Annotated in this window: 20 protein-coding genes and 1 pseudogene; 19 read left to right on the plus strand and 2 right to left on the minus strand. The window is 46.2% G+C overall.

Translation table 11 applies throughout. From position 1 onward, the window contains the following. Nucleotides 1–114: 114 nt before the first annotated feature. The 15 genes and pseudogenes from ACTO17_RS03575 (at nt 115) to pseG (ending at nt 14987) form a co-directional block, all read left to right on the plus strand. Entirely contained in the window at nt 115–1293 is a 1179-nt protein-coding gene (locus tag ACTO17_RS03575; protein ID WP_482556996.1) for a flagellin N-terminal helical domain-containing protein, read from the plus strand. A gap of 71 nt (nt 1294–1364) precedes the next feature. Beyond that, entirely contained in the window at nt 1365–1715 is a 351-nt protein-coding gene (locus ACTO17_RS03580; protein WP_482556919.1) for a hypothetical protein, read from the plus strand. Then, a complete protein-coding gene (locus ACTO17_RS03585; protein ID WP_482556920.1) occupies nt 1684–3597 on the plus strand; it encodes a motility associated factor glycosyltransferase family protein in 1914 nt (637 codons plus the stop codon). Before ACTO17_RS03580 ends, ACTO17_RS03585 begins: the two co-directional genes overlap by 32 nt. After that, nucleotides 3597–4614, plus strand: a pseudogene (gene pseB / locus ACTO17_RS03590) (UDP-N-acetylglucosamine 4,6-dehydratase (inverting)). The gene ACTO17_RS03585 and the pseudogene pseB overlap by 1 nt, the downstream one beginning before the upstream one ends. A gap of 22 nt (nt 4615–4636) precedes the next feature. After that, nucleotides 4637–5272 carry a pseudaminic acid biosynthesis-associated methylase gene (locus ACTO17_RS03595; RefSeq protein ID WP_172537953.1) on the plus strand — a complete coding sequence of 212 codons (636 nt, stop codon included), beginning with the start codon at nt 4637–4639 and terminating at the stop codon, nt 5270–5272. Nucleotides 5273–5289: 17 nt separating this feature from the next. Next, nucleotides 5290–6066 carry a hypothetical protein gene (locus ACTO17_RS03600; protein ID WP_482556921.1) on the plus strand — a complete coding sequence of 259 codons (777 nt, stop codon included), beginning with the start codon at nt 5290–5292 and terminating at the stop codon, nt 6064–6066. Continuing rightward, complete coding sequence (locus ACTO17_RS03605; protein ID WP_482556922.1) at nt 6063–7349, plus strand: sulfatase-like hydrolase/transferase; 1287 nt, start codon at nt 6063–6065, stop codon at nt 7347–7349. Before ACTO17_RS03600 ends, ACTO17_RS03605 begins: the two co-directional genes overlap by 4 nt. Before the next feature lie 16 nt (nt 7350–7365). Continuing rightward, entirely contained in the window at nt 7366–8556 is a 1191-nt protein-coding gene (locus tag ACTO17_RS03610; RefSeq protein ID WP_482556923.1) for an adenylyl-sulfate kinase, read from the plus strand. Then, complete coding sequence (gene pseC, locus ACTO17_RS03615; RefSeq protein WP_482556924.1) at nt 8537–9733, plus strand: UDP-4-amino-4,6-dideoxy-N-acetyl-beta-L-altrosamine transaminase; 1197 nt, start codon at nt 8537–8539, stop codon at nt 9731–9733. The genes ACTO17_RS03610 and pseC overlap by 20 nt, the downstream gene beginning before the upstream one ends. A 58-nt stretch (nt 9734–9791) precedes the next feature. Beyond that, nucleotides 9792–10829, plus strand: coding sequence for a pseudaminic acid synthase (pseI, locus tag ACTO17_RS03620; RefSeq protein ID WP_482556925.1), 1038 nt, complete (start codon nt 9792–9794; stop codon nt 10827–10829). A gap of 79 nt (nt 10830–10908) precedes the next feature. Further along, nucleotides 10909–11484, plus strand: coding sequence for a GNAT family N-acetyltransferase (locus tag ACTO17_RS03625; RefSeq protein WP_482556926.1), 576 nt, complete (start codon nt 10909–10911; stop codon nt 11482–11484). 20 nt (nt 11485–11504) lie between these two features. Then, nucleotides 11505–12191, plus strand: coding sequence for an SDR family oxidoreductase (locus ACTO17_RS03630; protein WP_482556927.1), 687 nt, complete (start codon nt 11505–11507; stop codon nt 12189–12191). 18 nt (nt 12192–12209) lie between these two features. Continuing rightward, nucleotides 12210–12959, plus strand: coding sequence for a cytidylyltransferase domain-containing protein (locus ACTO17_RS03635; protein ID WP_482556928.1), 750 nt, complete (start codon nt 12210–12212; stop codon nt 12957–12959). Next, a complete protein-coding gene (locus ACTO17_RS03640) occupies nt 12960–13856 on the plus strand; it encodes an aldo/keto reductase (RefSeq protein WP_482556929.1) in 897 nt (298 codons plus the stop codon). Nucleotides 13857–13946: 90 nt separating this feature from the next. Next, the gene (pseG, locus tag ACTO17_RS03645; protein WP_482556930.1) at nt 13947–14987 is read left to right on the plus strand and encodes a UDP-2,4-diacetamido-2,4,6-trideoxy-beta-L-altropyranose hydrolase; all 1041 of its coding nucleotides are present in this window, start codon (nt 13947–13949) and stop codon (nt 14985–14987) included. 37 nt (nt 14988–15024) lie between these two features. Here the strand turns inward: pseG and ACTO17_RS03650 are convergent, their stop codons facing one another. Further along, a complete protein-coding gene (locus ACTO17_RS03650; RefSeq protein WP_172535536.1) occupies nt 15025–16032 on the minus strand; it encodes a LacI family DNA-binding transcriptional regulator in 1008 nt (335 codons plus the stop codon). 453 nt (nt 16033–16485) lie between these two features. Between ACTO17_RS03650 and ACTO17_RS03655 the strand changes: the two genes are divergently transcribed. The 3 genes from ACTO17_RS03655 to galT all read left to right on the plus strand — a co-directional run bounded on the left by ACTO17_RS03655 (nt 16486) and on the right by galT (nt 20835). Further along, nucleotides 16486–17733 (plus strand): IS110 family RNA-guided transposase, encoded by a 1248-nt coding sequence (locus ACTO17_RS03655; protein ID WP_482556931.1) that lies wholly within the window; start codon nt 16486–16488, stop codon nt 17731–17733. 289 nt (nt 17734–18022) lie between these two features. After that, nucleotides 18023–19306 carry a galactokinase gene (locus ACTO17_RS03660; RefSeq protein WP_172535537.1) on the plus strand — a complete coding sequence of 428 codons (1284 nt, stop codon included), beginning with the start codon at nt 18023–18025 and terminating at the stop codon, nt 19304–19306. Nucleotides 19307–19326: 20 nt separating this feature from the next. After that, complete coding sequence (galT, locus tag ACTO17_RS03665) at nt 19327–20835, plus strand: UDP-glucose--hexose-1-phosphate uridylyltransferase (RefSeq protein ID WP_482556932.1); 1509 nt, start codon at nt 19327–19329, stop codon at nt 20833–20835. A gap of 167 nt (nt 20836–21002) precedes the next feature. On the opposite strand, the gene ACTO17_RS03670 is transcribed toward galT, so the two are convergent. After that, complete coding sequence (locus tag ACTO17_RS03670; protein WP_482556933.1) at nt 21003–21746, minus strand: NifB/NifX family molybdenum-iron cluster-binding protein; 744 nt, start codon at nt 21744–21746, stop codon at nt 21003–21005. Between the two features lie 184 nt (nt 21747–21930). On the opposite strand from ACTO17_RS03670, the gene ACTO17_RS03675 reads away from it, so the two are divergent. After that, a complete protein-coding gene (locus ACTO17_RS03675; protein WP_482556934.1) occupies nt 21931–24900 on the plus strand; it encodes a fibronectin type III domain-containing protein in 2970 nt (989 codons plus the stop codon). The last annotated feature ends 16 nt before the right edge of the window (nt 24901–24916 follow it).

Genomic DNA, 24916 nt, shown 5'->3' on the forward strand with positions numbered 1-24916 from the left:
TACCGATTGCTCTCTACATTCTAACAGCTTAAGCAACAAGATGGGTAATTCCTTACTGGCTGTAAGGGATATTAACCATAAATATATTGTAGTAGGAGGAAAAATATTATGGCAATGGTAGTACAGCACAATCTTACAGCAATGAACGCGAACCGTCAGTTAAGCGTAACAACAAGTTCACAGGCAAAATCATCTGAGAAATTATCTTCCGGTTACAGAATCAACCGTGCAGGAGATGACGCAGCAGGATTAAAGATTTCTGAAAAAATGAGAAGCCAGGTGCGCGGCCTGAACAAAGCATCCAGAAATGCACAGGATGGTATTTCTTTGATTCAGACAGCAGAAGGTGCATTGAATGAGGCACATTCTATCTTACAGCGTATGAATGAACTGGCAGTTCAGGGCGCGAACGATACGAATCAGGATATTGACCGTGACGCCATCAATCAGGAATTGGAAGCTTTAACCGAAGAACTTGACAGAATTTCTGAAACCACTCAGTTCAACAAACAGGAATTGTTAGACGGAAGCTTTTCAGATAAGAAGCTTCAGGTGGGCGCAAATGCAAACCAGAGCATCAGCATCAGCATTGGAAAGATGGATGCGAAATCAATTGGCCTGAAAGATATTAAATATTTTGAGGGAACAGTTACGAAATCTTATAACACGATTTCCTATATGGGCGTGGAATATAATTACGACACAAGCGACAGCGCTGCTGGTAATAAGAGCGCATTTTTGAGCCTTGTAAATGATGCCGGGAAAGCAGCGTTTACAGATGATATGGTTTGGATGAACTCAGTTGGCAGCTATGGACTTGTTTCCGGCACAGCTGGATATGGTACCTTGGATTCTGCAAAAGCGGCAGGACCTTCTGCACTTGGTTCTGTTTGGAAATCGGTAGCAGACGCACAATGGAGTACACTGCTGAGCGGCGCTATAACCAGTGGAATGACAGCCGGCGGATTTGGCGCTTCTGCAACTCTTACTATGCCTACAGTATCAGACTATGATAAGGCTAACGCTACCTTGAAAGCTGTTCAGAATGCAATCAATAATGTGTCTACCCAGCGTTCCGCACTTGGTGCAATTCAGAACAGATTAGAGCATACAGTTGCTAACCTGGATAATGTATCTGAGAATACACAGGCAGCAGAGTCCAGAATCCGTGATACGGATATGGCTTCTGAAATGGTGGAATACAGTAAGAATAATATTCTTGCTCAGGCAGGCCAGTCTATGCTTGCACAAGCCAACCAGTCCACTCAGGGCGTACTGTCGCTGCTTCAGTAAATTAACATTACGAATCAGAATAAAAAAGCCGGCTCTGGCCGGTTTTTTTATTCGAAGCAAAGGGAGGACAGATGGACGAGAAAATACAGGAATTGTATGAAAGCATTAATTTTTTAGGATTTCATGCAACTTATCACCGTGATAATAATTATGTGGAAAACAGCAAAGGGGTGCTTTTGCAAGTTCAGGAATTTGTGCAGTGGTTTATGGAACAGCGGTTTGGATTAGAATCGGAAGTGTATGAGAATTTATTGGATATTTTAAAGGACTGTGAGACAGCTTTTACGGAACATGACAATGTATTGATGATGGATGCCCTGGAGCAGGGAATATCGGGATATTTGGAAATGTTCCTCTCAGAAGAATATTTCAGGGAAAAGGAGACCGTTTATGTCGGAGAACTTGAAGGACAGGAATCTTAGAACGCTGGAAGAACGTTTTCCCGGCATATGCAAAATCATCGAAGAAAAAAGGGAAGAACTGCTGCAAAAAGAGGCAATGCGCATTACAGAAGAAACAGCTTTTAACGGAGAGAAGATTCTGGTGGCAGAGACAGCCGGGCGCAGGCTGTATTTCGCTGGACGGCGTGATCCGAAGGCTCATCCGGTGAACCAAATTTCTGTATTAGGTAAAATTGTCCCAAACGCCCCGGTTTTTATTTTAGGGATGGGAAATATTCATTATTTGGAAGAACTTACGGCGCAGACAGATGAAAGCGTGATCGTTATGCTGTATGAGCCGCTGTTTTCTGTGTTTGTAAAACAATTAGAACGAGTTGATTTCAAAAAAATATTTGGCGGGCGGACAGTTATCCTCATTTTGGATGGGATTAATGAGGATGGGATGGAGAGTATTGTGGGAACTATGCTGCAGGGAGACAAGATTCCTCTTATGAAATATTTTGTACTGCCTAATTATGTGGAGTTATGCCGGGAACGGGTGAATCATTTTCTGGAAATTTTGGTTAAGCAATCAGAAACATATTATGTAGGGCTTGGAACCAAAATGTTTTTCAGCCCATACCAGGCGGAAAATTTTTATCATAATGTGCAGTATATCCGCACAGGATATAAAGCGTTTCAGCTGTTGGGCGCCATTCCCAATGATGTTCCGGCATTTGTGGTGTCGGCAGGGCCTTCCCTGAATAAAAATATAAAAGAATTGAGACGGGCGAAAAATAAATCTTTTATCATTGCAGTGGATACGGCGGTGAAACCGTTATTGCAGGAGGGAATAGTGCCGGATATGTTTGCCACCCTTGACGGGATTAAACCGTTAGAATTGGTTGAAACAGAACAGGCGAAGGAACTGCCTCTTTTGACCATGGTTACTTCAGCCAGCGCAATCTTGGATTATCATACCGGGAAAAAATTCTTTTTTGATGAAGGTTATATTTATGTCCGGAAATTATTTGAAATGAATGGGAAAAGGCTGGAAGGGTTTCCCATAGGAGGATCGGTCGCCACGCTGGCTTTTACCCTGGCATGCCATCTTGGCTTTCGGAAAATTATTTTTGTAGGACAGGATTTGGCCTATACAGATAATAAATCCCATGCGGATGGGACATTTCAAGATGCAATGCCTGAGGAAAATACAGAGAAATTCATCCGGGTTCCGGGGAATTATGAAAAGGAAGTTCCCACATTAAAGAATCTGAATGGTTACCGGAAATGGTTTGGGGAATATATTGAATGGTGGACCAAAGGGCGTGAAACCACATTCATCAATGCAACAGAAGGAGGAGCCAGAATTGAAGGGACCAAACTAATGACACTGGCGGAAGTGATTGACCGTGAGTGTGTGAAAGAGGTGGACATTCCATCTTGCATAGAACGGCTGGAGCCTGTATTTGATGAAGAGGAACAGAAGAAAATATCGGCTTTTTTTCAAGACACACCAAAGCAGGTGCATGGGATTGTGTCTTTGGCCCGGGAAGGAAAAAAACTTTACCAGCGGTTGGACAAGCTGTGTAAAAAGGGGAATATGGACAAACGGGCCTATTTGAAAATTTTGAAACGGGTAAAGCAAAACCGGAAAAAAATTGAAGAAAACCCCAACTATCAGCTTTTAAGCCAATCCATGACAAAGGCGGAGCAGATTATTCGCTCCGGGCAGTATTTTAGAAGGGAAACGATAGAGGAAGAGGGAATGGAGCTTGCAAGGCAGGGCATAAAATTTATGGAATTGTTAGAGGAATATGCCGGGATTATGGAGGAGTATACAAAAACAGTGTTTGGCTGTCAGGATAAGGATGACGGTGCAGAATACGGAAAAACAGACAAGGCAAAACAGGAGGAAACGTGATGCTCAATGGAAAGACGATTTTAATTACAGGCGGGACAGGTTCTTTCGGCTATGCATTCACAGAATATGTATTGACCCATTACGAGCCGAAAAAAAATCATTATCTATTCCCGTGATGAGTTCAAACAGTTCCAGATGGCTGGAAAGTTTCAGAAATATAAAGAAAAACTGCGTTTTTTCATCGGCGATGTCCGGGACAGGGAGCGGATGTTTCGGGCTTTGGACGGGGTAGATTACGCAGTCCATGCAGCGGCTTTAAAGCAAGTGCCTGCCTGTGAGTACAATCCTATAGAAGCAGTAAAAACGAATATTAATGGGGCAATGAACCTTGTAGATGCGGCGCTGGACCGAGGGGTAAAGCGGGTAGTAGCTCTGTCCACGGACAAAGCAGTAAATCCCATTAATCTGTATGGCGGGACAAAACTGGTGTCCGACAAGTTATTTATTGCAGCAAATGCTTATTCCGGTGAAAAAGATGTTTGTTTTTCCATTGTCCGCTATGGGAATGTAGCTGGAAGCAGAGGCTCTGTCATCCCATTTTTCCGGCAACTGACAGCCCGGGGAGAAAATAAGCTTCCCATTACAGATTACCGAATGACCCGGTTCTGGATCAGCCTGGAGGAAGGCGTGCAGCTGGTAATTAAAGCGCTTGGGGAAGCAAAAGGCGGAGAGACTTTTATATCAAAAATCCCGTCATTTCGGATTACTGATTTAGCAGAGGCCATGGCACCGGAATGTGCCAGAGAGGAAGTGGGAATCCGGGAAGGGGAGAAACTTCATGAGATCATGATAACCAGAGAAGATTCTGCCATGACTTATGAGTATGAGAAACACTATATTATTTATCCTCATTACAGTTGGTGGGAGGAGCACCGTATCCTGCCGGGAGGAAAAAAGGTGGAGGATGGCTTTGAATACAGTTCCGGCACAAATACAGAGTGGTTAGATGTCCTTCAGCTTCGGGAACTGCTGGCACAGATGCAGGAGGGTCATTGGAAGGAAAATAAGATGCATTAAAATCAGAAAAAGGAGACAGGACATGGGTTATAAAACAGAACAGGAAGCCTTTTGGAGCGGAGAATTTGGAAATGATTACATAGAGAGGAATGCATGTACGAAAAAATCCCTTGCGGCTGTACTGGGGCTTTATTCCAGGATTGCAGCCAGCGCACCGGGATTAAAAAGCGTGCTCGAATTCGGGGCGAACATTGGAATTAATCTGAAAGCGATCAAGACCTTGATTCCGGACATTCAGACAGCGGCCATCGAGATTAATCATCAGGCAGCGGCCAGGTTAAAGGAGGATTCCTTTTTTGAAGGGAAGATAGAAGTGTTTGAGACTTCTATTTTGGAATATGAGCCGGTGAAAAAATATGATCTGGCATTGATATCCGGCGTATTAATCCATATTAACCCACAGGAACTGCAGACGGTGTATGAAAAATTATATGATTCCTCTGAAAAGTATATCTGCATGATAGAATATTATAACCCAACTCCGGCAGAGATTCCTTACCGGGGGCATGAGGGAAAATTGTTTAAGCGGGATTTTGCCGGAGAATTTCTGGATCGGTATCCTGACTGCCAGTTGGCAGACTATGGCTTTCAATATCACAGAGATCATTATTTTCCCGGGGATGACAACACCTGGTTTTTAATAGAGAAAAGGAACTGAACGGAAGGAGAATTCTGGTGAATAAGGAGATAGAAACTCTGATAGAAAAAAAGCAGTGGGAACAAGCCTGGGAAGTGATTGCCGATTATGAAGCAGCACAGCCAGGGAATGCGGAACTTAATGTTTATAAATGCCTGTGCGCCATGTACATTGGGGAATACAAAGCAGCTTTTCAGTATGCCAGAGCGGCAGTAAAAGATATGCCCTATTCTCCCGATGCACATTATAATTGTGCCTGTGCATGCCAGGCTTGCGGAAAAATATATGATGCTTACGAACAGTATGGAATAGCATTGGAATTGGCTTCAGGGGGGAATGATTATCAGTTTGATGTTTCTGTTCTGGAACAGAACATGGATGATTTGCTGGGATTGATTTACATGGATACTGAAGAGATTCAAGGAGAGGAGGCAAAAGAAAAAAAGCGGTATGTGGACTACTTAATTGAAAAAAGCGATATGAAATGGGAGATTGGCACGTCGCTGTTTCACAGCGATTATGAAATAATTTCTTCCGAATATACGGATTACCGGCATCTGCCTAAACTGTATGCTGCCCCTGCCTCGGCAGAAGCAGGCTGGCGTCTGATGTGTGAGCATTATGACAGGACTACCCGTTATTCCAGGGCAGAACTTCAACGTTCTGAAATGGAAATCAATCATATAGAGGTGGAATCAGAAAAAGACATTTTTCTTCCGATTGTAATGCCGGAGAACGGATATTTGTCTTTTGAAATGAATGGTAAAAAAGCGCTTATTTTGAATAAGCAGCCTTGGCAGTATATCATATTTTGAATAAGCAGCCTTGGCAGTATATCAATTACCGTATTCCCAAAGGAAAATGTTCTGTTTCTTCAGAACACAAGTTTCGTATTGGGACGGCGATTCCCATAGAACATCATCCAAAGAGAAAACGGTTGGTATTAAATATTTTTATTGACGGGCTGTCTCAGTCAGTCCTTGGCAGAGAATTTCCGGAATTGATGCCGAATACGTATAAATTTTTCAAAAAAGGAATGGTATGCGTCAATGGCTTTACAGCAAGCGACTGGACATTTCCTTCCATTGCCAGTATTGTAACCGGACAGACAGCCGTAAAGCATAAAATGCTTCATTCCAGGCTGTTTCGAAAATTGGATAAAGATACCCCGATGTTATTTGAATATTTTAAAGAGGCCGGATACAATACCGCAAAGATAGGAGGAAACTGGCGTATTACCCCCAATTACGGGTATGCCCGGGGGATAAACCGTACCTTGTATCAACATCATTACAGCGGATATTTTGCGGAAGACATTATAGCGGATACCGTAGAACAGATGCATTCCATGCGGGAGACCGATCAGTTTATCTGGATGGAGATCGGTGATCTGCACATGGTGGCTGACGGGATCAATCTTGGTTTTCATGTAAGTGAATTTCCTTTGTGGGAAAATCAGCAGGAGCAGACAAAAATTAATTCCGTGAAACAGGATTATAATGCGGATCTGGTCAGATATTACAAAAAAGAAATGGAAAGGATAGACCGCAAATTATCCTCTTTATATCAATATATTGAAGATAATTATAGAGAGGATGAAATCCTGGTGTCTCTGTTTGCAGATCATGGCCAGGGATTTTTGATTCCGCCGGGCCAGGAATTTTTAAGCCGGGGCCGCAGCAATGTGGCGTTTATGGTCCGGGGCGGCGGAGTGGAAGGCGTGACAGAGGAAATCATATCCACCTGCGACTATGCGCCGATGATGTGCCATCTGGCGGGCGTGCCTTTTTCCTTTGAAAATACCGACGCCCATCTCCCTTTGTGCTTTGGAGGAGAAAAAGAGCGGGAATTTGCCGTCACGGAGAGTATCCATGTGGATGATCCCTATCAGATTGCGCTGAAGGGAAAAGACTTTACCTTTTATTTCACCAGTGAGGAGCTTGTAACCTCAGAATGCAGAATCCCGCTGAAAAAGTACAGCGTGAAACTGGAAAATAACCAGGGAGAGGAACTGGAAAACACGGAATTAAAAACACGGCTCACGGAGTATTGCCTCAAGCATGTTTCTCCGTGTGTGATTTATGACAATGAAGCATAAGGCAGGAGGGCAGGCGTTGGAAAAAGGCGTATTATATTGGATTACCGGGCTTTCCGGAGCGGGAAAGACGACCATTGGAACAAAATTATATTATGAAATGAGAAAGTCCTGTCCCGGGCTGGTGATTCTGGACGGGGACATTCTGAAAAAGCTGGTGGGGGACTCTCTGGGGTATTCCCGCAAGGAGCGTCTGAAACGGGCCAGCTATTACTCTGAAATGTGCAGAATGCTGACGGATCAGGGGATCACAGTGATTATCTGCACCATTGCCATGTATGATTCCGTTCGGGAATGGAACCGGCGGAATATTGAAAAGTATGTGGAAATTTATCTGAAGGTTGATCGGGAAGTTTTGATAAAACGGGACAAAAAGGGGCTGTATTCCAGGCAGAAGTCTGGGAAAGCCTCTGAAATTGCAGGCCTTGACATAGAGGTGGAGTATCCGAAAACACCTGACCTGGTGATTGAAAACGACGGTTCCGTGTCTGTCCGGGAATGCGTGGAACGGATCATGGCGTATCCAGTGAAACAAAAAGACACGTTTCGCCGGGATGCGGATTACTGGAACAGTTATTACGCAAAGAAGCTGACGGAGATTCAGTCCCCCAGCGATTTTGCGCGAACGGTTATTTCATATTTGGAACCAGGGAAATCTTTGATTGATTTGGGATGCGGGAATGGACGGGACAGTATTTATTTTTTGAACCATCATCTGAACGTGACGGGAATTGACGTTTCCGAAGAAGCAATTTCCCAGTTAAATCAGCTGAAACTGGAAAACGGGAATTTTGTCTGTGATGATTTTGTAAGTTCAAAAGCATTATATCAGGTGCAGTACGACTACATTTACAGCCGTTGGACGATGCATGCCATTTCTGAACAGCAGGAAGATGAGCTATTGGGCAATGCCAGGGATGCCCTGAAGGAAGGGGGACTGTTCCTGATCGAAGCCCGGAGCGTGCGGGATTCCCTGTATGGAAAGGGAACATGCGTGGGAAAGCACGCGTATATCCATAACGGGCATTTCCGGAGGTTTATGGAGAGAGAAGTTTTTATAGAAAAGCTGAAAGAACGTGGATTTCAGGTGATATCTGCAGAAGAGGGAGAGAATTTTTCAAAAACGGAAACGTCCAATCCAGTGTTGGTGCGGATCGTTGCATCCCGGGAAATGAAGGGAGAACAGGCATATGGAAAAATTGGCAATTGAAGGCGGCTATCCGGTTCGAGCCAGTAAAATTTATTACGGAAGGCAGTGGATTGATGAGGATGACGTTCAGGCAGTGACGGAGGTTTTAAGAAGCAGTTTTATCACCTGCGGGCCGAAGGTGGACGAGATGGAGCGGACGCTGAAAGAGTATACCGGAGCGGAATATGCGGTGGCGGTGTCCAACGGGACGGCGGCCCTCCACTGCGCCTGCATGGCGGCGGGCATTGGCCCGGGAGACCAGGTGATTACAACGCCCCTGACCTTTGCGGCAAGTGCAAACTGCGCGCTCTATTGCGGCGCGGCACCTGTATTTGCGGACATTGATCCAGAAACCTATAACATTGATCCAGAAAGCGTCCGGGCCCATGTCACGGAACGGACAAAAGCGGTGATTGCGGTTGATTTTACGGGACAGGCAGTGAGGCATGAGGAAATCCGCGCCATATGTGAGGAATTCCATCTGGTTTTCATTGAGGACGCCGCCCATGCAATCGCCACAAAATATAAGGGAAAACAGGTGGGAAGCCTTGCGGATCTGACCACCTTCAGCTTCCATCCGGTAAAGACCATCACCGGCGGGGAAGGGGGAGCGGTGCTTACAAACAGCGAAGCGTTCTATCAGAAGCTAATGCTTGCCCGCACCCATGGAATCACCCGGGAGGAAGGTCAGATGGAGCATCCCATCCAGGAAGGCCCCTGGTGGTATGAACAGGTGACGCTTGGGTATAATTACCGTCTGACGGATTTTCAGGCGGCTCTGATTGTAAGCCAGATGAAGAAGCTGGACCGTTTTGCAGCCAGAAGAAAAGAAATCGCGGAGCGGTACAATGAGGCTTTTTCTGAAATTCCGGAGCTGACGCTGCAGAGAGAGATTCCGGAGTCAGACACCTGCAGGCATTTATACATGATCCGTTTGAGACTGGAGAACTTGAAATGCAGCCGGAGGGAATTTTTTGACGCGATGGGAGAGGAAAATGTACAGTGCCAGATCCATTATATTCCCGTGTACTGGTTCCCCTATTATCAGCGTCTCGGCTATGAAAAGGGGCTTTGTCCCAATGCGGAAGAGGTTTATCAGGGAATTATGAGCATTCCCATTTATCCGGCTATGACGGATCAGGATGTGACAGACGTCATTCATGCAGTCAAAAAAGTAGTGGAAAATTACAGAAAATAGATTTGTTGGTGCAATTGAAACTTTTTTGCGAGAAATGGAGTTTGGGAAAATGTTCCATATGTTTGAGAAAATTAATCAGGGAAGTCCTTACCTGATTGCGGAAATGAGCGCAAATCATGCAGGAAAACTGGACAATGCCCTGGAAATTGTCCGGCAGTCAGCAAAAGCTGGCGCAGATTGCGTAAAGATACAGACTTATACGGCAGATACCCTGACCATAGATTGTGACAGTGAGTATTTTCGGGTGAAAGGCGGATTATGGGATGGATACCGGTTATATGATTTGTATCAGGATGCGGGAACTCCCTGGGAATGGCAGGCCCGCATAAAAGAAGAGTGTGAAGCGTGCGGCGTGGATTTTCTTTCTACGCCTTTTGATGCTGCTGCGGTGGATTTTTTAGAACAGATAGGCTGCGAAGCCTATAAAATCGCAAGTTTTGAGCTGGTGGATCTTCCGCTGATAGAATATGTCGCGTCGAAAGGCAAGCCGATGATTATATCCTGCGGAATGGGAAGCCTGGAGGAAATCCAGGATGCCGTGGACGTCTGCCGCAGAGTTGGAAATCATCAAATTGTTTTATTGAAGTGCTGCAGTGAATATCCGGCCAGCTGGGCAGACATGCATCTGGGGAATATTCCGGATATGAAACAGCGGTTTGGGGTCAGCGTTGGATTGTCCGATCACAGCATGGGAAGCCTGGGAGCGGTGGTGGGCGTTGCTCTGGGGGCTTGTGTTGTGGAAAAACACGTTTGCCTGTCAAGAAAAATAAAAAATCCGGACAGTGAGTTCAGCATGGAGATGGATGAATTTGCCAGAATGGCGCAGGATGTGCGGAATGCGAAATTAATTGCCCGGGGGCCTGATTACACATTATCAGAAAGGGAAAAAAGCTCTCTGATTTTCAGAAGAAGTTTATTTGCTGTGAAAGACATTGGCGCCGGAGAAGAATTTACTCCAGAAAATGTCCGCAGTATCCGGCCGGGGTATGGTTTGGTTCCGAAATATATGCAGATACTGCTTGGGAAAAAAAGTAGGCGTGAAATTCACAGAGGGGAACCTATTACCAGGGAGATGACGGAGGGACTGGAGGAATGAAAATTCTTTGTTTATACGGGAATGAATGTGCTTTAGAGTTGTTTGAGTGGATGAAAAATCTTGGACACAAAGTTGTGTTATGGAAAGAAAAGTTGAAAGAAAACTGGTGCGCAGCGTGAATGCCGGAGTGTCCAGACTGGAGGCAGATAGGCTGATGTTGTGTGAAATTACAGAGGAAGATACGTCGCTGATTGTCAAATGGCGCTCGGACCCGGAAGTGTACCGGTATTTTTTATCACCCCATCCATTGACGGCAGAGGAGCATCTGGACTGGTACAAAAACCGGTATTTACATCAAAATAACCGGGTGGACTGGGTAGCGGCAGAGAAAGCCACAGGAAAGCGTGTGGGCATTTTTGGCATAAAGCGGGAAAAAGCCGGTGATGCTGAAGCGGAAGTGAGCTATCTTCTTGCGCCTGAATTTCGGGGAAAGGGGTATGCCGCTGAAGCAGTGGAGCGAATTTTGAAATTTGCGTCAGACCAGTGGCTCTGCCATGGGGCGGTTGCAAGAATTCATGGGAACAATCAGGAATCCATCAGGTTTATTGGGAACCTTGGATTTGTATGGCTTGAGACAGTGGGAAATTTTGTTACATATCGGAAAACGTTGGAAAAGAAAGACGGTAAGAGATGGAAGAACAAAAAGTTGTTTTGATTACTGGGGGAGCGTCGGGGTTGGGAAGAGTTTTAGTGGAGGAATTTATCAAAGAAGGGTATCAGGTGTGTTTTACTTTTTGGAAAAGCAAAGAAAATGCCCGGAGGTTGTCAGAACTTTATGGGGATAAAGTTCTGGCAGTCAATGCTGACGCAGCAGAGTATGAAAAGGCATTAGAAGCGGTAAATACCTGTATGGAACATTTTGGGAGATTGGATGTATTAGTGAATAATGCTGCCAGTGCAAGGGATGCTTCTTTAGTTCGGCTGGAACAAGAGGATTTTAAATATACGCTGCAGCATGTGCTGTATCCGGTATTTTATTACAGTAAGGCGGTTTGCGGGCATTTCATCAAGGCCGGCAAGGGGAAGATTATTAATATCGGTTCTATCAATGGATTGCGGGGACGTGAAGGCAGCCTTGCATATTCAACGGCAAAAGCAGGAATTGAGGGATTTACCAAAACCATTGCAAAAGAACTTGGGATGTATAACGTGAATTGCAATGTGGTGGCGCCGGGCTATATTGATACGGATGGACAGAGGAATACCAGTGAATTGATTAAGAAAATGGTATTGGATGAATGTGCAATCAGAAAACTGACTGATCCTGCGGAAGTGGCGAATCTGGTTATTTTTTTGGCCGGAGAAAGATCCAATAACATTACAGGGCAGGTTTATCAGATTGATTGCGGACAATATATATAAGGATGGAGTGTACAAAAAATGAATACAGTTGCGATTGTCCAGGCCAGAATGGGTTCCACGCGGCTTCCCGGGAAGATAATGACAGAGCTTTGCAAAAAGCCCATGCTGTGGCATATTGTGAAAAGAGTCCGGCAGTCTGAATCTGTGAATGAGGTTGTGGTTGCCACATCCAGGGAACCGGCGGATGATGCAGTAGAAGAACTGGCAGAGAAAAATCATATTGTATTGTGGCGCGGCAGCCAAAATCATGTGCTAAAACGATTTTATGAATGCGCCTCCTATTACAAAGCAGATATTGTTGTTCGGCTGACAGGGGATAATGCGTTGGTGGACGCTGGAATCATAGACAGCGGAATTGCTTATTTTAAGGAAAGTCATCAGGATTATATTTATTACAGGGAGGGGCTTCCTTTGGGGATGGCAATTGAGATTTTCACATATGACGCATTGAAATGTGCATATGAAAATACATCAGACGCTCAGTGTATAGAACATGTGACCCCGTATTTATATAAAAATCCGCAGCTGTTCCAGGCGGAACGCGTACCCTGTGTTGGAAAAGACTACAGTTATTTGCGTTGGACCATGGATACAGAGCGGGACAAAGAACTGATTTCAGAAATTTATAAAAATTTATATCAGGAAGGAAAGTATTTTTCCTTTGAGGATATTTTAAAAGAATATGAAAAACATCCGCAATGGAAGTTTCTCAATACAGATATAGAACAGAAAAAGGTCACATATCAGGGGGAAGAGGCAGAGAATTAAATGGCAGAATTATGTTTGGGCACCGTTCAATTCGGAATGGATTACGGGATTAACAATACCTCTGGAAAGCCGTCGGAACAAGAGGTTTTTGAAATATTGGATTTAGCAGTTGCCCATGGGATAAAGGTTTTTGATACAGCTGCAGCTTATGGCAATGCGGAAGAACTTCTTGGTAAATATAGGAAAGCAAGGCAGCTCGAAGAAGAAAACTTTAAAGTGGTGTCAAAGCTGCGTCCGGAAATCCTTGAAAATGCAACGGATGTGCAGGGAAGATTGGCAGATGAAATTTACGGTTCTTTGGAAAGGCTTAAGATGCAGCGGCTATACGGTTATTTATTGCATAAAGCAGAGTATATTTATGACCGTAAGGCAGTTGCGGCTTTAGACAGGATGAAACAGGACGGACTGATAGAACATATAGGTATCTCCATTTATCATATAAGAGAAGGAGAAGCAGCGGTTGAGAGCGGAATCATTGATTTCATACAGATGCCCTATAATATTTTTGATCAGCGGGGAGATACGACTGGTTTCTTAAAAAAAGCAAAGTCAAAAGGGATAACCATGTTTACAAGAAGCGCCTTTCTGCAAGGTTTATTTATGATGGATTATGATAATATTCCAGATTGTTTAGAAAGTGCAAAAAGGTATTTATATGAGTTTGACAATTTATTAAAGGAATTTCAAATAGATAAGGTGAGCGCTCTTTTGAATTATCCTGCGCAGAATCCTTATATTGATTATGTTGCAGTTGGGGTGGACCATGCAAAACAGCTGCAGGAGCATATGGAAAAATTTGGGGAGCAGCTTCCAAGTGAATTTTTACAGAGCATTCAACAGCGGTTTGGGAATGTGGAAGAAGAAATCATTCTGCCGAATTTGTGGAAAACGAAATAAATATTTCCTGAAAGACTACAGAAAAAACTGTTCCAAATAGCAGATAAGTCTGCTACAATAATAGTATTCTGAAAGGGAACAGTGAAAACAATGAAAAAATTATTATTCCGTGCCGATGGAAATGCTGCAATCGGCGCAGGCCATATCATGCGCTGTCTGTCCATCGGAGAGGCGGCCCGGGAACTGGGACTGGAATGTGTCTATGTGACTGCGGACGCTTCTTTTGAAAAAGTGATTCAGGACAGGGGCTTTTCCTGTGTGGTAATGAATACATTATATTCTGATATGGACTGTGAATGGCCGGCCTTAGAACCCGTCTTAACCCGGGTTGGGCCGGATGCTGTTTTTATCGACAGCTACTATGTAACGCCGGATTATTTGAAGAGACTGGGAGCTTACGGCAAAACAATCTATCTGGACGATGTGCTTGCGTTTGCCTATCCGGTGGACGTACTGATTAATTATAATATTTATGCTGACAGGGAGGATTATGAATCCCTGTATTCCGGGGAAAATACAACAATGCCAGAGCTGCTTTTAGGAGCCGGATACGTGCCTTTGCGGAAAGAATTTCAGCTTTCTGAAGTCCCGCCTGTCCGGGCGCATATGGAGCGTGTTCTTGTATCCGTAGGCGGGGCAGACCCGGAGCGTATGGCGCTGAAATTCTTAAATTGTTTTATTCAGGACAGGGAACTGGCAGGCCGCTGTGAGTTTCATTTTATTCTGAATTCCTTAGAGCCGGACAGGGAAGAAATCAAAGAAATTGCCGCCCGCCATTCCTGGATTTTTCTTCATGAGAATGTGCGCCGTATGTCAGAATTAATGTTAAACTGTGACGCGGCTATATCAGCGGCAGGCTCTACGCTGTATGAATTGTCGGCCTGCGGCGTGCCCACCATCACTTATGTACTGGCAGATAACCAGATTCCCGGAGCGTCAGCCTTTGAGGCCCGTGGAATTATGGTAAATGCCGGAGACTGTCGGAAGAAACCGGATTTTCTGGCAGGAGTGTGCCGGGAGCTGAAGCTTTTGGCGGCAGATGCCAAAAGACGGGTGAAGATGAGCAAAAAGGGCCGTGAAACGGCGGACGGAACAGGGGCTGAGCAGATGCTCCGGGAGATTGTTTTGTAAGAAGCTTTCTGCAGGGTACGGTCGGAAAATGAAATTTTCAGACCGTACCCTGTAATTTTCTGCAGGACTGACGCTCCACCAGTCTGCAGGGAAGCTGAATCTTCATGGCAGTTGCCGGCTGCTGCTTTAAGATATGAAAAACAATGTTTGCGCCGAAATTTCCCATATCGTAAGCCGGGGCATGGACGGTAGTCAGAGGCGGCGCGGTAAAGGCGGACAGACTGGTATCGTCAAAGCCCACCAGCGAAATGTCGTCAGGCACCCGGAACCCTTTGTCGTTTAACGCATGAAGCGCGCCGATGGCAATGGGATCACTGGAGGCAATTACGGCAGTGGGGAGAGTTTCCTGCTCCAACAGCCGGTTCATCATCCGATAACCGGATTCAGTGGTGAAAGATTCCTCCTGTATATAAGCTTCAAAGGTCAGGCCGTGTTCCAGACAGTAATCACAGAAAAGCTGTCTGCGCACATCTGGAAACAGCGTGCCGTCTGCAAGATATTCTTTTCCGCCTAGAAATCCAATGCGTCTGTGTCCCAGAGAGGTCAGGTAATTCAGCCCTGTGTTCATGGCGTCTGCGAAATCCATTGTAATTGTGGAAACATTTCTGTCCTCCACCGGCATATCCAGAAAAATAATGCTGTTTGTCAGGGCGCGGAACCGGGCAATTTCTTCGCTGCTGAATTTCCCCACGCAAACCAGCGCGTCTACGTTTTTCAATGCGTCCATATAATTCACGTCGGCTTTATAAGTCCGGAGCACATGAATGCAGTTCTGCATACAGAAATCTTCAATGCCCTGGCGGATCAGCAGGTAGTAATTATCCTCCAGTTCCTGTTGGGGAGAAAACCACTGGACAATGCCCAGAGTGTAGAGCGATTTACTGGACGTCCTGGATTTTTTCTTATAATTCAGGGTGTGGGCGGTATCCAGAACCTTCTGACGCGTCTCAGGAGAGACGTTCAGCGTGGTGTCATTATTTAAAATTCTTGAGACAGTAGCCGGGGAAACTCCTGCGGATACTGCAATGTCTTTGATGGTTGTCATAAATTCCTCCCAAACGATTTTCCAATTCCTGCCTCCGGCAGGAGCTTTGGAACTTGCCTGAAAACAGTATAGCAAAAAAAATCACAAAATGGAACTGTTAATTTAGTAAACTGCCATCATACTCAGCCTGCCGTCTGGCGGGCCCCATGGCCATCCATACTATGGAAGCCAGAGGGCTTTCATAGTAAACCCCCATGCCCCGCGTTGGCACCACTGCGCATGAAACAGGGGCAAGCCGAGAGTTTTTATTTCTTTAGCTGCAAAGATGAACTATAATTATCTTATCGGCAAAGATCGGTTTTCATTTTGGGCTGACAGCCCGCATAGTAAACTGATTTGTGGTTCTCTCATTTGCACCACCACCTGTCCAGCCGTACATGGCAAAAGGACGCATAGTAAAATATCAACAGACAGAGAACCGTGCCATAAATTTTCTCGGAAAGAGGTGCCGTTATGAAGAAAGTTTACGACAATTGTTGTGGTATTGATGTGCACAAAAAACTTATGGTTGCCTGCTTTATCCATGGCAGAGAGCAGGAAGTGCGTGAGTTTGGTGCAACAACCAGGGAGCTCCTGGAGCTGGCTGACTGGCTGGCCAAAGGCGGATGCCAGATGGCCGCTATGGAAAGCACCGCTTCCTACTGGAAGCCACTGTATAACATCCTGGAATCCTCCGGCTTAAATGCCATGGTAGTGAACGCCCGCCATATGAAGGCCGTTCCCGGCAGAAAAACGGATGTAAAGGATTCCGAATGGATCGCCGACCTTTTACAGCACGGACTTTTACAGCCAAGCTATATCCCGGGCAGGGATCAACGGGAGCTGCGTGAACTGGTCAGCTACCGCAGGAGCCTGATCCAGGACCGTACCAGGGAGCTTAACCGGCTGCAGAAGATGCTGGAAGGAGCCAACATTAAGCTTTCCGGAACGATTGCAGATATCAATGGGAAAAGCGCACGCAGCATTATAGACACCATCCTTTCAGGAACTGCAATTGACAGTTCCAAATATGATGAAATGTATGATAATAAAGTAATCGCGCATAACCTCAAAGCCTCAAAGGAGCAGATCATCGATGACCTGAACGGTTTTATGTCACCATTGCAGAGGAAAATGATGAAGGAACTCCTAAAACATGTGGACGAACTGGATGCCCATATCCAACATCTGAATGATGACATTGACAGCCATATGAAGCCGGAGGAAAAGCAGGCAGTCGATGCAATCAAGGATGTTGCCGGATTGGGTATCAGCAGTTCGCAGGCAGTCATTTCCGTAATCGGGACAGACATGGAACGTTTTCCTACAGATGCCCATATTTCCTCATGGGCGGGACTCTGCCCCGGTGATAATGAAAGCGCCAAAAAACGCAGGACCGGAAAGACCAGGAAAGGCAATCATCTGCTGCGGACAACATTGATTGTATGTGCGCATTCTGCGGTCAAAGTGAAGAACTCCTATTTCCGGGCGCAGTTCCAGAGGATAAGCGCCCACAGGGGGAGCAAAAAAGCATATGTGGCAGTTGCCCACTCCATGCTGATCGCCATATACCACATCCTTAAAGATGGAGTTGCATTTCAGGATTTAGGGGCGGATTATTACAACCAGTTCAATAAGGAACGCAAGATCAACGCCTACCTGAAGAAGTTAAAAGCATTAGGCTGGGAAGTGCCTGAAGCCATGGAGACACAGCCAGCTTAATCATAATTTTTGAAGCAAAATCTTGTTATAGGGGTAGTTTGCGCTTTTTTATCCTCCCGCAAGATTCTGTTTCATAGTAAATTTACTAAATATCTGTAACAGCAGAATATTTAACCGCCGGAGTAATAGGCGAAGCATAATCGAAAGAGCAGGAATTTTGCATCAGAAATTTCTAAATAAATTTACTAAAAATATTGACTGTTTACTAAAGAGCAATTATAATATCCATAGAACCATGGAAAAGAACCTGAAAAGGTGCAAATAAAATAAGAAAGGCGGGCAAAGTCCAATGAAAGAAACAAAAGTATTACTGGAAGAATTTGCGGCTGAGAAGCATCAGGAACGTCTGAAAGAGATTTATGTGGACCCGGGCGTTTTGGATTACCAGAATGAGCGTTATCAGGAGGCAATCCGCAAGTTTGAAGAATTATTTGGAGCGGGAGAAGCAGAACTGTACAGTGCGGCAGGCAGAAGCGAAGTGGGAGGCAACCACACAGATCACCAGCATGGAGAGGTGATTGCAGCATCTATTAATCTGGATGCCATTGCAGTGGTGCGCAAGTCCAAAGAGCCTGTGATTAAGCTTTTGTCAGACGGGTATCCCATGATTACCGTGGATCTTGCCCAGCTAGAAAAGCGGGATGCGGAAGAAGGCACCTCTGCCGGCCTGATTCGGGGAATGGCTTACGGCCTTAAGAAAAACGGCCATGAGATCGGAGGATTTCAGGCGTATGTGACCAGCAACGTGTTAAACGGGGCGGGAATGTCAAGCTCTGCAGCTTTTGAGGTGCTTGTAGGCACCATCCTTTCCGGTTTGTACAATGAGATGTCCGTCAGTCCGGTGGAGATTGCGCAGGTGGCTCAGTATGCGGAAAATGTGTATTTCGGCAAACCCTGCGGCCTGATGGATCAGATGGCATGTTCTGTGGGCGGCCTGATACATATTGATTTTGCAGATCCGGAGCATCCTGTGGTGGAGAAAGTGGAGGTGGATTTCAGCTCTTATCATCACAGCCTCTGTATTACAGACACAAAAGGCTCTCATGCGGATTTAACCGATGATTATGCCATGATTCCCCAGGAAATGAAGAAGGTGGCAGGATTTTTCGGAAAAGAATTTTTAAGAGAAGTGGATATAGCGGAATTTTATAAAAATATCCCCGGCGTCCGGAAGGAATGCGGCGATCGTCCGGTGCTGCGGGCCCTGCATTTCTTTGAGGAAGATAAGCGGGTGGAGCGGGAGGTTGCAGCCTTAAAAGCCGGAGACTTCCAGAAATTCTTGGATACCGTGAAAGAATCCGGTGATTCTTCCTTCAAGTATCTTCAGAATATTTACACCAATAAAGACGTGCAGAACCAGAGCGTTTCCATGGGCCTTGCAGTCAGCGACTCCATCCTCCCGGGCCATGGGGCAAGCCGTGTGCACGGCGGCGGATTTGCCGGAACCATTCAGGCGTTTGTGGCAGATGATTTTGTGGAAGAGTACAGAGAAGCCCTGGATAACCTCTACGGCGAGGACTCCTGCCATGTGCTGAAGGTACGTCCCTTCGGCGGAATAAAAGTTTTAGATTAAAAAGAAAGGAAGATCCCCTTATGATTAACGAAGCTATCAAGAAATTAGTCTGCTACGGATTAGAGCACGGCCTGGTTGGGGAAGAGGACATTATTTTCACCACCAACCAATTGCTGGAAACCTTACAGATAGACGAATACGAAGAACCGGAAGAAACCTACAGAAATGTGGATCTGGAATCTGTTTTAAAGGAACTGTTAGACTACGCTTATGAGCACGGCGTACTGGAAGAAAACGGCGTGGTATACCGTGACCTGTTTGATACGAAGCTGATGGCAAAGCTGATGCCCCGCCCCAGCGACGTGATTGGAAGATTCTGGGATATTTACCACAGAGACGGCCCCAGGGCGGCTACAGATTTCTATTATCATCTCAGCCAGGACAGCGACTATATCCGCCGCTACCGAATTGCAAAAGATGTGAAATGGAAAGCCCAGACTCCTTATGGTGAGATGGATATTACCATCAATCTTTCCAAACCTGAGAAAGATCCTAAAGCCATTGCGGCGGCCAAAAATGCAAAACAGAGCGGATATCCCAAATGTCTGCTGTGTGTGGAAAATGAAGGATATGCCGGCCGCATCAATCATCCGGCCAGACAGAACCACCGGATTATTCCGGTTACGATCCAGGACAGCCGTTGGGGATTCCAGTATTCTCCCTATGTGTATTATAATGAGCACTGTATTGTGTTTAATTCCAGGCATATTCCCATGAAAATTGAACACGGCACATTCTGCAAGCTTTTTGATTTTGTTAAGCAGTTCCCCCATTATATTGTGGGCTCCAATGCGGATCTGCCTATCGTGGGCGGCTCTATTTTAAGCCACGACCATTTCCAGGGCGGAAGCTATGAATTTGCCATGGCAAAAGCTCCCGTTGAGCGGGAATTTACAGTAAAGGGCTTTGAGGATGTGAAGGCAGGCATTGTAAAATGGCCCATGTCCGTGATTCGGATTGCCGGAGAGGATACAGACAGGCTGATTGCCCTTGCAGATAAGATACTGGAAGCCTGGAGAGGCTATACCGACAAAGACGCATTTATTTTTGCAGAAACAGAGGGAGAGCCTCACAACACCATTACGCCCATTGCCAGAAAACGGGGAGATTTGTTCGAACTGGATCTGGTGCTGCGCAACAATATCACCACAGAAGAACATCCCATGGGACTTTACCATCCCCATGCAGAGCTGCACCATATCAAAAAAGAAAATATCGGCCTGATTGAAGTGATGGGTCTTGCGGTTCTTCCGGCCCGGCTGAAAGAGGAAATGGAAACTCTGGCGTTGGCCATTGTCAATAAAAAAGACATCCGTGCAGAGGAAAGCATCAGCAAACATGCAGACTGGACCGAAGAGTTCCTTCCCAAATACAAAGAAGTGACGAAAGAAAATGTAATGGATATTTTACATAAGGAAATCGCGCTGGTATTCAGCAAAGTACTGGAACATGCCGGAGTTTATAAGAGAGATGAAGCAGGCCAGAAATCCTTTGACAAATTCACTGCAAGCCTCAGCGAAGGGAAGTAAAAGAATGCATTAAAAATGCCGATGATTTTCAGATACAGAAATGTTTTTTTATAGAAAAGGAGCAGCCGCCCGCAAAGTGGTTAGCCTCCAGCTATGATCAGAATAAGCCTACCTGTAACCGGCCAGGTTAGCGAGGTAGGCTTATTGATTTTCACCTGCTGTCAGATTTAATGACATCCCTCAGAACCGCACCCATGAGTTCCGCAGCTGTGTCCTTCCTCGTGGGAGTGGTGGGAGCATACCGTATCCGGATTATAAACAAGCTGTCCTTTCAGGAAGGATTCTACCTGAGCGTCTGCGTTTCCGGTAGCCCCGGGATACAGTTCAATTCCTGCTTCAGCCAGGGCGTTTCTTGCGCCGCCGCCGATTCCGCCGCAGATCAGCACATCTACGCCGCCGCCCATAAGAAATCCTGCAAGGGCTCCGTGTCCCTGCCCGTTGGTGTCTACAATTTCAGAAGATATTACGTTTCCGTTTTCCACTTCATATACTTTAAACTGACTGGAATGTCCAAAATGCTGAAATACTTCTCCGTTTTCATAAGTAACTGCAATTTTCATAAAATATTCTCCTTTTCTGCTATGATTGCCGTTTCTCAGGCAGCCCTGGGAACTGGTGCAAATCTGATAGCTGCCGCCGTCAATGGTAAGGGAAGAACCTTCTACCAGAAAGCGGGCCAGTTTCCGCCGGGCCTGTGTGTACAGCGCCTGAACTGTGGTGCGTCCGGTTCCCATCCAGGCAGCGGCCTCCTGCTGGGTCAGCCCCTGATAGTCCAAAAGCCTTATGATTTCATATTCTTCAATGCTGAGCTGCAGCCCCTGGTTTTTTGCCGACGGGTCAGCCCCGCCGGCAAAAAAACGGGTGCAGATGGGCATTCTGCATACTTTTCTGGGTTTACTGGGACGGGCCATATCAGTTCCTCCTGAATTCTGTCTGATTCCGATGCAACAGTTCAAAGCGTGTTTGATACGCTTGTTACAGTATAAAACAATTATTAACATATGTCAATAATTGTTTTTCCAGATGTTGTTGTGAAGTAAATAATTTCATGTTACACTACCATTGAAAGACTATAATAATCAGGAGGTGGTTTCGTTGAAAAATGTAAAAAGAATCTCCGGGCTGGTTCTTGCAGCTGCGCTTGTTCTGGGAGAGCCCTGTATTCTGCAGGCGGCTGCAGCAGGAAATCAGCAGGAACCGGCAGAGACGCAGGAGCGTTTATTTGATGCGGCAGTTCGGCAGGAGCCAGATGAAAATCAGTTTCAGGAAGGCGGCAGTTTGGAAGAAGAAATGCCGGCCCAAAGAGAGGCGCAGCAGGAGCCGGGAGGCGGCCGGTTCCAGGAGCCTGCAGAAAGCAGCGGGAAACCTCTTTCGAAAGCGGCAGAAGAAACGCCGGAGCCTGCTGAAAATTTTGTGCCGGAAAATCTGACCCTTGTCAGCGGCCCGGAGGCTCAGCTGCCCTCAGTGCAGGGCTTATCTTATGACGCGTCCAGCGGAATGCTGACCTGGCAGCCGTTGGAGCTGGCGGACGAGTATCAGATTGAGGTGACAGACGCCGTTACCGGTAAAGGGTCGGCAAGCCTTACTTCAAAACAGGGACAGGTGTCTCTGGAGCAGGTGGAAAGCGTCACAGATCGGGCTTACGCCATACAGGTAACCGCACATTCGGAGCGGAGAATTTATCTGACGGGTATTTCTGAAGGGGCAGATCCGAAGCTGGCTGCAGAGAGCGACGGTTTTTTTATGGATGATGAGCAGAGTTTTTATTATTACTATCATTTTGCGGAATCATCTCCCGCCAGCATGACGGCGGCGCTCACCCCGGGAACTGCAAGAACCGTAACGTCTGTAAGCGGCATTTCTTTTCTGCGGCAGACAGACGGGTATTATGAATTTCAGGTATTGACGCCCAGGCTGCAGGATACAGAATATCTCCGGGTGGAGTATTCCAACAACAAGAATTTTAAAAACAGCGGGACGAAATTTGCCTTTGAAGCGGAGCGGACCGGGGATGTGATCCTGCAGTCGGTACGGGCAGGCGACGGGCATACCACAAAGGGATACCACAGATATCAGGGGACAGACCAGATTTACCGTACTTATCTGGGCTATTTTTCTCCGGGAGAGACTGTGTATATCCGGGCGCGGATTTATAACAAAGGATACCGCCTGGAAGAGTCAGAGACTGCGGAATGCAGATTTTCGGGATACAAAACCCTGGCCTGCCGGCTTCCGGAGATAGAGATGGGCCTGGTGAATACGGTGGTCACAGAGGACAGCATTACGCTCTGCCCCTCTCTGGAAGAAGGGTGGGCAACCGGTTTTGAATTTCAGAAAAAAGTGGACGGCGCATGGGTCAAGCTGGCAAAACAGACCGGAGACGCTTCCTATAAAGACAGCGGCTTAACGCCGGGAGTTACCTATTCTTACCGTGTCCGCGGATATGCCTTTAACCGGCTGTCCAAGAAAACCGTTTATACAAAGTGGCAGAAAGCAGGCGCCAATACCTTTGGCAGCGCATTGCGGCTGAAGGCGGAGGCGAAAGGCTCAGATTCAGTAAAGCTGACCTGGAATGCTGTGAAAGGGGTGGACGGCTACCGGATTTACCGCAGCGATACCATCAGCAGCGGCTATACCAAAACAGAAGGCGGATACATAGACAACTTTGCGAATTTTACCCTGGTGGCCACCCAAAAGGCTTCTAAGACCAGTTACACAGATAAGAAGCTGACCGCCGGAACACAGTATCTTTACGTTGTGTGCGCCTATTGGGAAAAGGACGGGCAGGAGAGCTGTCTGCAGGAGCGTGCAGACGTGCTGCTTTCTTCCAATGCGAACATGGATTTTACCGGCAGTTTCTATACCTCTTCCGGCAAATTTACCGTTGCCTGGAGCAAGATGACCGGCATTAAGGGGTACAAAGTCCAGAAAAAAGATGCGGCGGGGAATTATAAAACTTATAAAACATTAAAGGCTTCTGCAACGAAGGTGATTTTACCGAAAGTGAAGGCCAAAAAGGCTCCGGTTACCTACCGGATTTATCCCTATACCAAGAAAAAGCAGCTTACGGCAAAGGGAGCGGAATTTACCGTAGAACCTACCCTGGGGATTGTGAAAAATGTCAGAGCCAAAGCAGATACAGCGGGAATCAGCCTGTCATGGAGCAGCGTAAGCGGGGCGGACTACTATGAGGTGTACCGCTGCAGTTCAAATGATTATACCTATGACGCTGACAGCAAGACTTACCGGGTAGATCTGGATAAAGCAGTGTTGGTGGAATCGGTAAAATTAAAAACAGAAGGGGCTTTGCAGGTGAAACCAGAAGACGTCCAGGTGGCCCAGGACGGAACCGTCAGCTATGACTATGAGAACGAAGAGGTTTACGGATATGCAGCAGACGCGTCCGGACAGATCGTTCCGGCGCTGTACGATGCAAAAAATACAGTGATCAGCTCCAAAATTACAGGCACAAAAGTCAGAGATAAAAAAGTAACGGTGAAGGGCCTGGTGCCGAAAACCGAGGAACAACTGGCTTTGAGCAAAGATACAGGGGCTTTTCATCAGTATGTCAAGGATACGGCAGGAGTTCTGGAAACTGCGGAAGCAACGCTGAGGGAAGGGCCCAGAGCGGGGACGGCCTATTACTATGTGGTCCGCGCCGTTTCTGGGGGTGCGCAGAATACAAATAATGCCTGCAGCGTGGGATTTTCCAAGCCGGCAAGGGCAGTCTGCACCTTTACAGGCGTAAAAGCAGCCACTAAAGTGAAGGTAAGGAATACCTCAGAAGAACGGGCGGTTATTTCCTTTACAGCGGCAAAGAATGCCGAAGGATACATGATTTACCGTTCAGATAAGAAAAACAGCGGTTACCGGCTGATTGCCACAACCGCAAAGACCATTTACCGGGATAAAACCACCCGTCCGGGACAGACTTATTATTATAAGGTTGTTTCCTACTGTACCAACGAAAGCGGTGCAAGGGTTTATTCTACAATGACAAAGCCGGTGAAAATAACCATTAAAAAAGAGGACATTTCCATACTGGATCTGATGTTGGAGCAGTAGAATTGCAGCAGATACG

Source organism: Petralouisia sp., from assembly GCF_056822245.1.

What these genes read in the sequence shown, in the direction of transcription:
- pseI (WP_482556925.1), top strand. Translation starts at nt 9,792, where the DNA reads ATGTTTGAGAAAATTAATCAGGGAAGTCCTTACCTGATTGCGGAAATG.
- ACTO17_RS03650 (WP_172535536.1), bottom strand. Translation starts at nt 16,032, where the DNA reads ATGACAACCATCAAAGACATTGCAGTATCCGCAGGAGTTTCCCCGGCT.
- ACTO17_RS03635 (WP_482556928.1), top strand. Translation starts at nt 12,210, where the DNA reads ATGAATACAGTTGCGATTGTCCAGGCCAGAATGGGTTCCACGCGGCTT.
- ACTO17_RS03660 (WP_172535537.1), top strand. Translation starts at nt 18,023, where the DNA reads ATGAAAGAAACAAAAGTATTACTGGAAGAATTTGCGGCTGAGAAGCAT.
- ACTO17_RS03670 (WP_482556933.1), bottom strand. Translation starts at nt 21,746, where the DNA reads ATGGCCCGTCCCAGTAAACCCAGAAAAGTATGCAGAATGCCCATCTGC.
- pseC (WP_482556924.1), top strand. Translation starts at nt 8,537, where the DNA reads ATGGAAAAATTGGCAATTGAAGGCGGCTATCCGGTTCGAGCCAGTAAA.
- ACTO17_RS03575 (WP_482556996.1), top strand. Translation starts at nt 115, where the DNA reads ATGGTAGTACAGCACAATCTTACAGCAATGAACGCGAACCGTCAGTTA.
- ACTO17_RS03585 (WP_482556920.1), top strand. Translation starts at nt 1,684, where the DNA reads ATGTCGGAGAACTTGAAGGACAGGAATCTTAGAACGCTGGAAGAACGT.
- ACTO17_RS03595 (WP_172537953.1), top strand. Translation starts at nt 4,637, where the DNA reads ATGGGTTATAAAACAGAACAGGAAGCCTTTTGGAGCGGAGAATTTGGA.
- ACTO17_RS03580 (WP_482556919.1), top strand. Translation starts at nt 1,365, where the DNA reads ATGGACGAGAAAATACAGGAATTGTATGAAAGCATTAATTTTTTAGGA.
- ACTO17_RS03655 (WP_482556931.1), top strand. Translation starts at nt 16,486, where the DNA reads ATGAAGAAAGTTTACGACAATTGTTGTGGTATTGATGTGCACAAAAAA.
- ACTO17_RS03625 (WP_482556926.1), top strand. Translation starts at nt 10,909, where the DNA reads ATGGAAAGAAAAGTTGAAAGAAAACTGGTGCGCAGCGTGAATGCCGGA.
- galT (WP_482556932.1), top strand. Translation starts at nt 19,327, where the DNA reads ATGATTAACGAAGCTATCAAGAAATTAGTCTGCTACGGATTAGAGCAC.
- pseG (WP_482556930.1), top strand. Translation starts at nt 13,947, where the DNA reads ATGAAAAAATTATTATTCCGTGCCGATGGAAATGCTGCAATCGGCGCA.
- ACTO17_RS03640 (WP_482556929.1), top strand. Translation starts at nt 12,960, where the DNA reads ATGGCAGAATTATGTTTGGGCACCGTTCAATTCGGAATGGATTACGGG.